A 10465-nucleotide genomic window follows, 5' to 3' on the forward strand; every position below is an offset into this window, starting at 1 on the left:
CCGGTCATGTAGCCGACCAGCCGCTTGTCGCCGGGGCGATCCTCACGGGCGATCACCGCCGCCTGCTCCACCCCGTCAAGCCCCAGCAGCGCCGCCTGCACTTCACCCAACTCGATGCGATACCCGCGGATCTTGACCTGCTCGTCTGCGCGACCCACATACCGCAGCTCCCCGTCGGCGCCCCAACACACCAGGTCACCGGTGCGATACATACGCTGGGCCGATGCCCCGGCGAACGGACACGCCACAAACCGCGACGCCGTGAGCCCGGCCCGCCCCACATAGCCGTACGCCGCCGCGGAACCGGCCACATACAAATCCCCAACCACACCGACCGGAACCGGCCGCAGCGAACCGTCCAGCACGAAGAACGCCAGATGCGCCAGCGGCACCCCGATGGGGCTCGCTGCGCTGTCCAAGTCACCGTCGCCGATCTCCCGGAAGGAGGCATGCACCGTCGTCTCGGTAGTGCCATACAGATTGAGCAGACGTGGCGTTCCGGGATGGTTATGCCACCACGTTCGAAGACGCTGTGGCTCCAACGCTTCACCGCCGAACACGACCGCCTGCAGCTGCAGCTGACGTCCGAGCTCCGGTGACAGCGTGTCCGCGGTTTGCAGTGCGTAGAACCCCGAGGGCACCTGGCTCAACACGCTGACCTGTTCGGTCACCAGCATGGCGTGGAAGTCTTCCGGTGACCGCGTCACCGACTCGGGGACCACGACCACCCGACCGCCATACAACAGCGCGCCCCAGATCTCCCAGACGGATACATCGAAGGCCAGGGAATGCGCCTGCGACCACACCTGCTCCTCCAGCTGCATCTCGCCCTCGAGTGATTCGAACAGCTCGGCAACGTTGAGGTGTGTGATGGCAACGCCCTTGGGCACACCGGTAGTGCCTGAGGTGTAGATGAGGTAGGCGATGTCCTCGGGCGCAGGCGCCGGCAGGCCGGTAGACGGATGGGTACGGATGCAGGGATCGTCGAAGTCGATGACCAGAAGACCCCGCCCTTCCAGGCGCGGGCGCAGGTCTGCCGTGGTGACGACGGCGATCGGCGCGGCATCGGCGAGCATGAATTCCATCCGCGCCAATGGATGCTCCGGGTCGAACGGCACGTACGCCGCGCCGGTCTTCAAAACCGCCAGGATCGCCGTGATGGCCTCGGCGGAGCGCGAAAACAGAAGCGCCACACGCTCACCGGGACGCGCACCCTGAGCGACCAGGAATTGCGCCAGCCGATCAGTGGCCTCGTCGAGCTCGCGGTAGGTCATCGCCACGCCCTGCGCGGTGACCGCGACCGCCTGCGGGGCGCGCGCCACCTGCGCGGCGAACATCTCCGGAATGGAGCGCGAGGCGGTGACACGCCGGCTCAGCGCCGCCCGGTTACCCCATCCATGTAGCTGGGCGCGCTCGGCGTCGTCGAGGAGGTCGACCGACGACAGCCGCCGGGTCGGGTCCGCGGTCAGCGCCACCAGCACCCGCTCCAACCGCTTGATAAGCGCCTCGATGCTGTCCGGATCGAACACGTCGGTGCGGAACTCCACCATTCCGTCGATCCCGGCGGGCTCGCCGGCCACAGTCCAGCGTTCTGCGAACGAGAAAGTCAGGTCGGTGCGGGCGACCTGGGTGTCGGCCGGGAGCGTAGTGACCTGCAGATCACCCAGGCGCAACCCGGCGGTGGACCCGATGTCCGGCCCGTTGAAGTTCTGCCAGGCCAACAACACCTGTACCAGCGGGTGATGGGTCAGGCTTCGGGTCGGGTTGAGCCGCTCCACCAGCACCTCGAACGGCACGTCCTGGTGTTCGTAGGCGGCCAGGCTGCGACTACGGACCTGCGCCAGCAACTCCGTGACCGAGGGGTCTCCGGCCAGGTCAACCCGCAGCACCAGCGTGTTGATGAAGAAACCCACCAGATCGTCCAGCACCGGATCGCGGCGCCCCGCGATCGGGAATCCGACCGCGACGTCGCTGCTTGCGCTGATCTTGGACAGCAGCACGGCGAGGGCGGCCTGCATCACCATGAAGCTGGTCGCATTGTGCTCGCGGGCCACTTGGGCCACTCGCTGCTGCAACTCCGGCGGCCACTCCATCGCGACGTGCGCGCCGCGGTAGTCAGCCACCGGCGGATAGGGCCGGTCGGTGGGCAGCTGAATGCGCTCGGGCATCCCGGCCAGTGTGTCTTCCCAGTAGGCCAGCTGCGCACCGATGCGACTCTGGCTATCACCCAGATCGCCGAATTGGGCTCGCTGCCACAACGTGTAATCGGCGTACTGCACCGGCAACGGCGCCCAACCCGGGGCTTGCCCCGCGCACCGCGCGCCATACGCCACTCCCAGATCACGCACCAACGGCGTCATAGACCAGCCGTCGCCGGCGATATGGTGCACCACCGCCACCAGAACGTGTTCGTCATCGGCTAGGCGGAAAAGCACTGCGCGCAAAGGAATGTCGGCGGCCAGGTCAAAGGGGCGACGCACCGTCGCCCCGACGGCCTCCTCCAGCCGGTTCGCCGACCAGCCGGTCGCATCGACCACGGCCCAGCCGAAGTGGGCCTGCTCGACCGCCATCACCAGCTGCTGGGGGATTCCTTCGACCGAGGGGAACAGCGTGCGCAGGCTTTCGTGACGGCCCACCACGTCGGTCATCGCTGTCATAAGCGCGTCGGCGTCGAGGTGCCCGTCCAGGCGCAAGGCCACCGCCATGTTGTAAACGGCCGAGGGCCCCTGCAGCTGATCGATGATCCACAGCCGGTTCTGCGCGAACGACAACGGGACTATCGCGGGCCGCTCAACCGGAACCAGCGGCTCGAGTCCACTTTCATCCGCACCGATTCGCGGTGCCAATTGGGCCACCGTGGGCGCCTCGAACAAAGCACGCACCGCGAGGCTGGCGTTCAGCGTCGTGTTGACCGCGGCGACCACCCGCATCGCCGACAGCGAATCACCGCCCAGTTCGAAGAACGATTCGTCGACTCCGACCCGATCCAATCCGAGGACTTGGGCGTAGAGGCCGGCCAGGATCTCCTCGGTCGGGTTGGTCGGGGCGCGGTATTGACCGGCATCGGTGTATTCGGGTGCCGGTAGGGCACGCGCGTCGAGTTTGCCGTTGACCGTCAAGGGCAAGGCGTCGAGCACCACCAACGCGGCCGGCACCATGTAGGCCGGCAATCGCTCGGCCAGAGCGCTTTTCAGCATGGCGGGTTCTGCGGTCCCGGTGATGTAGCCAACCAGACGTTTGTCGCCGGGGCGATCCTCCCGGGCGACCACTGCCGCCTGTGCCACGCCCTCGAGGTCAGCCAGCGCCGTTTGGACTTCGGCCAATTCGATGCGATACCCGCGGATCTTGACCTGCTCATCCGCACGCCCCGCATAACGCAACTGCCCGTCAGCATCCCAGGACACCAGGTCACCGGTGCGATACATCCGTTGCGCCGGCGCTCCCGGTCCGGCGAACGGGCAGGCCACGAATCGCGATGCGGTCAAAGCGGAACGGCGCCAATATCCGTACCCCACGGTGGTTCCGGAGATGTACAACTCACCGAGCACGCCGGGCGGGACCGGCCGCAGCCACATGTCAAGGACAAACAGTGCTGCCCCCGGCAATGTCGAACCAATCGGCGGGGCCCCCGAGCCCGCGATCAAGGGCGCGCTGTAGGTCACATCCACCGTGGCCTCGGTCGGGCCGTACTTGTTGATCATCACCCGCCCGGGGGTCGCCCACCGGTCCACCAGGTCGGCCGGGCAGGCTTCACCACCCACGAGTAAGGCGACCGACTCCAAACCATCGGGCGACATAGCTCCTGCGGCCGAAGGGGTTTGACCAAAGACGTCGACTCCTTCGGATATCAGTAGGTCGCGAAGTTCGGTCGTCGAGCTTGTCATCCACTCGGGGACCACTACCAGCCGCCCACCGTTGAAGAGCGCCCCCCAGATCTCGAGGACCGAGAAGTCGAACGACAAGGAGAACCACTGCGTCCAGACGCCCGGGCGCCGCAGATCGGCGGACAGCGACCCGATGTACTGGATCACGTTGTGGTGAGTGATGGCCACGCCTTTGGGCACGCCGGTGGTACCCGAGGTGTAGATGATGTAGGCGACATACTCAGGCGACGGGAACGGCAACGGTGTGCAGTGCCGATCGCCAATAGCGGGGTCGTCGATATCGATCACTGCGATGTCGTGCCCGTCCAACCGCCCGCGCAGCCCGTCAGTGGCAATGGCGGCGATCGGCGCGGCGTCGCCGAGCATGAAGTCGATCCGGGTTGCCGGCAGCGCCGGGTCGATCGGCACATATGCCGCTCCGGTTTTGAGCACCGCCAAGATCGCGACGATCGCCCGGTCAGAGCGGGGAATGAGCAGCGCCACACAGGCACCGGGGCCTACGCCGTGGCCGGCCAGGTGGTGGGCCAGTCGGTTGGCGTCCTCCTCAAGCTCCCGGTACGTCATCGTGCGGCCCTCGAAGGTCAAGGCCATAGCTTCCGGCGTGCGTGCCACCTGCTCGGCGAACAACCCTGGTACCGAAACCGCCCGGACCACGGGCCGGGCTAGCAGCGCACCGTTGCCCCACCTCGCCAGCCGGGCGTGCTCCGTGGCATCGAGCAGATCCAGCGACGACAAGCGCCGACCGGGGTCCGCGGTGACCGCGGCCACCACCCGCCCCAACCGCTCGATCAACACCTCGATGCTGGCCGCGTCGAACACGTCGGTGCGGAATTCCACCTCGCCGCCGATCCCGGCAGGCTCACCGGACTCGGTCCAGCGTTCGGCCAACGAGAACGTCAGGTCCATCCGGGCGGTACGGGTATCCACCGGCGCCTGCTTGACCTGCAGATCGCCCAGAGTCAGCCCGGCGGCGGGATTATTTTCCTGCCCAGCGAAGTTCTGCCATGCGAACAACACCTGAACCAAGGGGTGATGGTTCATCGATCGCGTCGGGTTGAGCCGCTCCACCAGCAGCTCAAACGGCACGTCCTGGTGCTCGTAGGCGGCCAGGCTGCGCTGCCGCACCTGGGCTAACAACTCCGCGACGGTGGGGTCTTCGGCCAGATCAACCCGCAACACCAGCGTGTTGACGAAGCATCCCACCAAACGGTCTAGCGTCGGGTCCCGTCTTCCGGCGATCGGAAATCCTATGGCCACATCGGAATTGGCGCTGATCTTGGCCAGCAGCACCGCCAACGCGGCCTGCATCACCATGAAGCTCGTCGCATTATGCTCACGGGCCAACCGGGCGACCTGCTCCTGCAACTGCGCCGGCCAGTCCACCACCACTCGGGCCCCGCGGTAATCGGCCGCCGGCGGATAGGGCCGATCGGTGGGCAGCTGAATTCGCTCGGGCATGCCGGCCAGCGCGTCTTCCCAATAAGCCAGCTGCGCGCCGATCAGGCTCTGCGGGTCCTGCAGCTCACCCAGCTGTTCGCGCTGCCACAGCGTGTAGTCGACGTACTGCACCGGCAACGGCGCCCAACCCGGAGCCTGGCCCGCACACCGGCTGGCATATGCCACACCGAGATCGCCCACCAGCGGCCCGATCGACCAGCCGTCGGCGGCGATATGATGCAGGACCGCCACCAATACGTGCTCCGTGTCGCTAATGCGGTAAAGCTTTGCGCGCAACGGGATTTGGGACGTCAGGTCAAAGGGGTCTCGCACCACCTCGCCCACGGCGTCAGTCAGCCGGCCGGTCGGCCAGTCGCTGGCGTCCACCACCTGCCAACCGAGATCGACAAGCTCGACCGGCACCACGACCTGCCGGGGAATCCCCTCGACCGACGGGAACAACGTGCGCAGGCTTTCGTGGCGACCAACCACGTCGGTCAGCGCCGCCCTCAATACCTCGGCATCCAGACGCCCGCTCAGCTGCAACCCGAGCGCCATGTTGTACACCGGTGAGCCGCCTTGCAACTGATCGACGAACCACAACCGGTTCTGGGCGAACGACAACGGCACCACGTCGGGTCGCTCCACGGCCACCAAGGGCTCCAGCCCACCGCCCGCGTCGCCCAGGCGCGATGCCAATTCGGCCACCGTGGGCGCCTCGAACAGTGTGCGCACCGCGAGACCGGCGTTTAGAGCGGTGTTGACCGCGGCCACCACCCGCATCGCGGACAACGAGTCTCCACCCAAATCGAAGAAGGATTCATCGACGCCGACCCGCTCCAGCCCCAGTACCTGGGCATACACCCCGGCCAAAAGGTCTTCGACGGCGCTGGCGGGGCCCCGATAATGACCGCTCTCTTTGTACTCCGGCGCCGGCAAGGCCCGGATGTCGAGCTTCCCGTTGACCGTCAACGGCAGCCGGTCAAGCGCCACCACCGCCGCCGGCACCATGTAGGCGGGCAGTCGCTCGGCCAACTCGGCGCGGATCTGGGCCACATCCGCGGTACCGGTGATGTAGCCGACCAGCCGTTTGTCGCCGGGGCGGTCTTCACGGGCAATCACCGCCGCCTGCTCGACCCCAGCCAGCGCGGACAGGGCGGTCTGCACTTCGCCGAGTTCGATGCGATAGCCGCGAATCTTCACCTGATCATCGGCACGGCCAAGGTACTGCAGGTCGCCGTCCGTCCCCCAGCGAACCAGATCCCCGGTGCGATACATTCGCGCCCCGCCGTCGGCAAACGGACATGCCACGAACCGTGACCCAGTCAACCCGGCGCGTCCCACATAGCCATACGCAAGACCGCTGCCTGTCACATACAACTCACCCACCACGCCCAGCGGCACCGGGCGCAACCACTTGTCGAGCACAAAGAATCCGAGATGGGCCAACGGCAAGCCGATCGGGCTGACACTGCGGTGAACGTCGGAGGCGCCGATCTCCCGGAACGAGGCATGCACCGTCGTCTCGGTAATGCCATACATGTTGACGAGCCGCGGTGATGCGCGGTGGCGGTCCAACCAGGCGGCGAGGCGCCCAGGTTCCAGCGCCTCACCACCAAACACCACGGTTTGCAACTTGAGCCGATTGCCCGATTCAGCTGCCCGCGCATCCGCGGTCTGCAGCGCATAGAACGCCGACGGGGTCTGACTCAATATGCTTACTTGCTCGGCAACCAGCAAGGCGTGCAGCTCATCCGGGGACCGCACCACGGAGTCGGGCACCATCACCAAGCGGCCCCCGTGCAGTAACGCGCCCCAGATTTCCCACACCGAGTAGTCGAAGGCCAGCGAATGGCACTGCGTCCACACCTGCCCTGTCAGCTCTTCGTCAACATTCAACGATTCCAGTAGCCGAATGACGTTCTGATGAGCGACGGCCACCCCCTTGGGCACTCCGGTGGTGCCCGATGTGTAGATCAGGTAGGCGATCTCCTCAGCCGCCCGAGCGGGCAACGCGGTGCTGGGCAGGAACTCAATTCCCGGGTCGTTGACGATGACGACCGCCAATCGGCGGGCGTCCAAACGATGGGCCAAGCCTGCGGTGGTGATCGCGACGACCGGCGCGGCATCGGCCACCATGAACTCCGTCCGAGCGACCGGATGCGCCGGATCGATCGCCACGTACGCCGCTCCGGTCTTGAGTACAGCCAACATCGCCACGACCGCCTGGGCCGACCGAGGCAATAACAGCGCCACCCGCTCGCCTGGCCTTGCGCCCCGGGCAATCAGCAAGTGCGCCAGGCGGTTTGACGCCTCATCGATCGCGCGGTAGGTCAGCGAGCGGCCCTCGAAGGTCAGCGCCGCCGCCCCCGGTGTGCGCGCCGCCTGCGCGGCAAACAGTTCCGGAATCGAGCCCGCCGACGCCGCCGACCGGGTCAGTACCGCCCGGTTGCCGATCTGGTCCAGGCGGCTGTGCTCGCCGGGAACCAGCACGTCTATCGACGACAACCTCCGAGTCGGCTCGGCGGTGATGGCCTCCAACAGTCGCCGCAACCGCTCGATCAGCGTCTGAATGCCTTCCACGTCGAACACATCGGTGCGGAACTCCACCGCGCCACCGATGCCGGCCGGGGCACCGGCTTCGGTCCAGCGTTCGGCCAACGAGAACGTCAAATCCACCCGGGCAGTGCGGGTTTCCGTAGGCACGGTGCTGACTTTCATGTCCCCGAGCGCCAAACCGGTGGCTGGGTCACCGGCGAAGTTCTGCCAGGCGAGCATCACCTGGACCAGCGGGTGATGATTGAGCGATCGGGTCGGGTTAAGCCGCTCGACCAGCACCTCGAACGGCACGTCCTGGTGCTCGTAAGCAGCCAGGCTGCGCTGCCGCACGTGCGCCAGCACCTCGGCAACCGTGGGGTCACCAGCCAGGTCGACGCGCAACACCAAGGTGTTGACGAAGAACCCCACCAACTTATCGAGTGCCGGATCTCGGCGCCCGGCGATCGGGAAGCCCACCGCCACATCGGCGCTGCCACTGAGCTTGGCCAGCAGCACCGTCAGGGCCGCCTGCATCACCATGAAGCCGGTTGCATCGTGCTCACGGGCCACCCGAGCAATCCGCTGCTGCAAATGCGCCGGCCAATCCACCTCCACGCTGGCGCCACGGTAATCGGCTACGGGCGGATAGGGCCTATCGGTGGGCAGCTGAATCCGCTCCGGCATCCCGGCCAGCGTGTCTTCCCAGTAAGCCACCTGTCCGCCAATGCGGCTCTGCGGATCCTGCAGCTCACCCAACTGCTCGCGCTGCCACAACGTGTAATCGACATACTGCACCGGCAACGGCGCCCAATCCGGGGCCCGCCCCGCACACCGGCTGGCATAGGCGACACCCAAGTCACCCACCAAAGGGGTGATCGACAGGCCATCGGCGGCGATATGATGCACCACCGCCACCAGCACGTGCTCCTCATCGGCGGTGCGGAAAAGCTGTGCCCGCAACGGGATCTCGGATTCCAGGTCAAAAGCGCGCTGCGTCGTTGCCGCGATTGCCTCCCGCAGCCGGTCGGCCGACCAGCCCGTGGCATCCACGCGCTGCCAACCAAAGTTGGTCTCCTGCACAGGGATAACCAGTTGCCGGGGAATCCCCTCGACCGCCGGGAAAAGCGTGCGCAGGCTTTCGTGACGGCCCACCACATCGGCCAGAGCGGCCCCCAACGCGTCGGCATTCAGCCGCCCGCTCAGGCGCAGCGCCACCGCCATGTTGTACACCGCCGAGGGACCCTGCAGCTGGTCGATGAACCACAACCGATTCTGCGCAAACGACAACGGCACCACCGCGGGCCGCTCCGTCGCCACCAGCGGCTCCAGCCGGCCTTCCGCGTCGCCCAAACGCGATGCCAACTGGGCTACCGTGGGCGCCTCGAACAGCGTACGGACCGAAATGTCGCCTTGCGCAGATTTGTTGATCGCAGCCACTACACGCATCGCCGACAACGAATCGCCGCCCAAATCGAAAAACGAGTCCTGAGACCCCACTCGGTCGACACCGAGGACTTCCGCGTAGATGCCGGCCAGGATCTCCTGTATGCCACTGGCCGGCGCATGGTAACCGTCGCCAGCGGCGTATTCGGGCGCAGGCAAGGCGCGCTTGTCGAGCTTGCCATTGACGGTCAGCGGCAGCGCATCGAGCGTCACCACCGCGGCGGGGACCATATAGGGCGGCATTAGTTCAGCCAGCTCCGCGCGAGCCCGCGCCGGATCGGCGGTTCCGGTGAAATATGCCACCAGCCGCTTGTCGCCGGGACGGTCTTCACGCGCGACCACGACGGCCTGCTCGACCCCGTCCAGCTTGGCCAATGCCGCCTGGATCTCCCCCAACTCGATCCGGTACCCGCGGACCTTGACCTGTTCATCCGCGCGTCCCCGGTAAACCAGCTGTCCGTCAGCACCCCAGAACACCAGGTCCCCGGTGCGGTACATTCGCTGCCCCGACGCGCCGTCACCGGCGAACGGGCAGGCCACAAACCGCGCAGCGGTCAGCCCCGCCCGGCGCGCATAGCCACACGAAAGTCCTGAACCCGCCACATACAGCTCACCGACGACACCGACGGGCACCTGCCGTAACCATCTGTCGAGGACGAACAAAGCAGCCCCCGGCACCGGCGTACCGATCGGCACCACACCGGATCCGGCGCGCAGCGGCGCACTGATCGACGCATACACCGTGGTTTCGGTCGGGCCGTAGCCGTTGATCATCAGCCGCCCCGGCGCCCAATGCTCGGCCAGCTCAGCAGGACATGATTCACCGGCCACCATCAACGCGACGGACCCCAAGCCCTCCCGCGACAGCATCGCCACCGCGTTGGGGGTTTGGCTCAACACGGTGACCTGTTCCGCAATCAACAACGCGTGCAAGTCTTCCGGCGACCGGGCCACGGACTCGGGCACCACCACCAGCCGTGCCCCGTGCAGCAACGCACCCCAGATCTCCCACACCGAAAAGTCGAAGACCAGTGAATGACACTGGGTCCACACCTGCTCCGGCGTGAGCCGCAGGCCGACGTCGAGCGAGTCGAACAGACGGGCCACGTTGTGGTGGGTGACCGCAACGCCTTTGGGGACTCCGGTGGTGCCGGAGGTGTAGA

At 66.6% G+C, this 10465-nt stretch carries 1 protein-coding gene; it reads right to left on the minus strand.

The window, feature by feature from the left end; translation table 11 throughout:
- The coding region (locus tag AC5Y4F_RS26635; RefSeq protein ID WP_499999644.1) for an amino acid adenylation domain-containing protein at positions 1–10465 on the minus strand (10465 nt) is incomplete at both ends.

The organism is Mycobacterium sp. NGS56 (assembly GCF_059812425.1).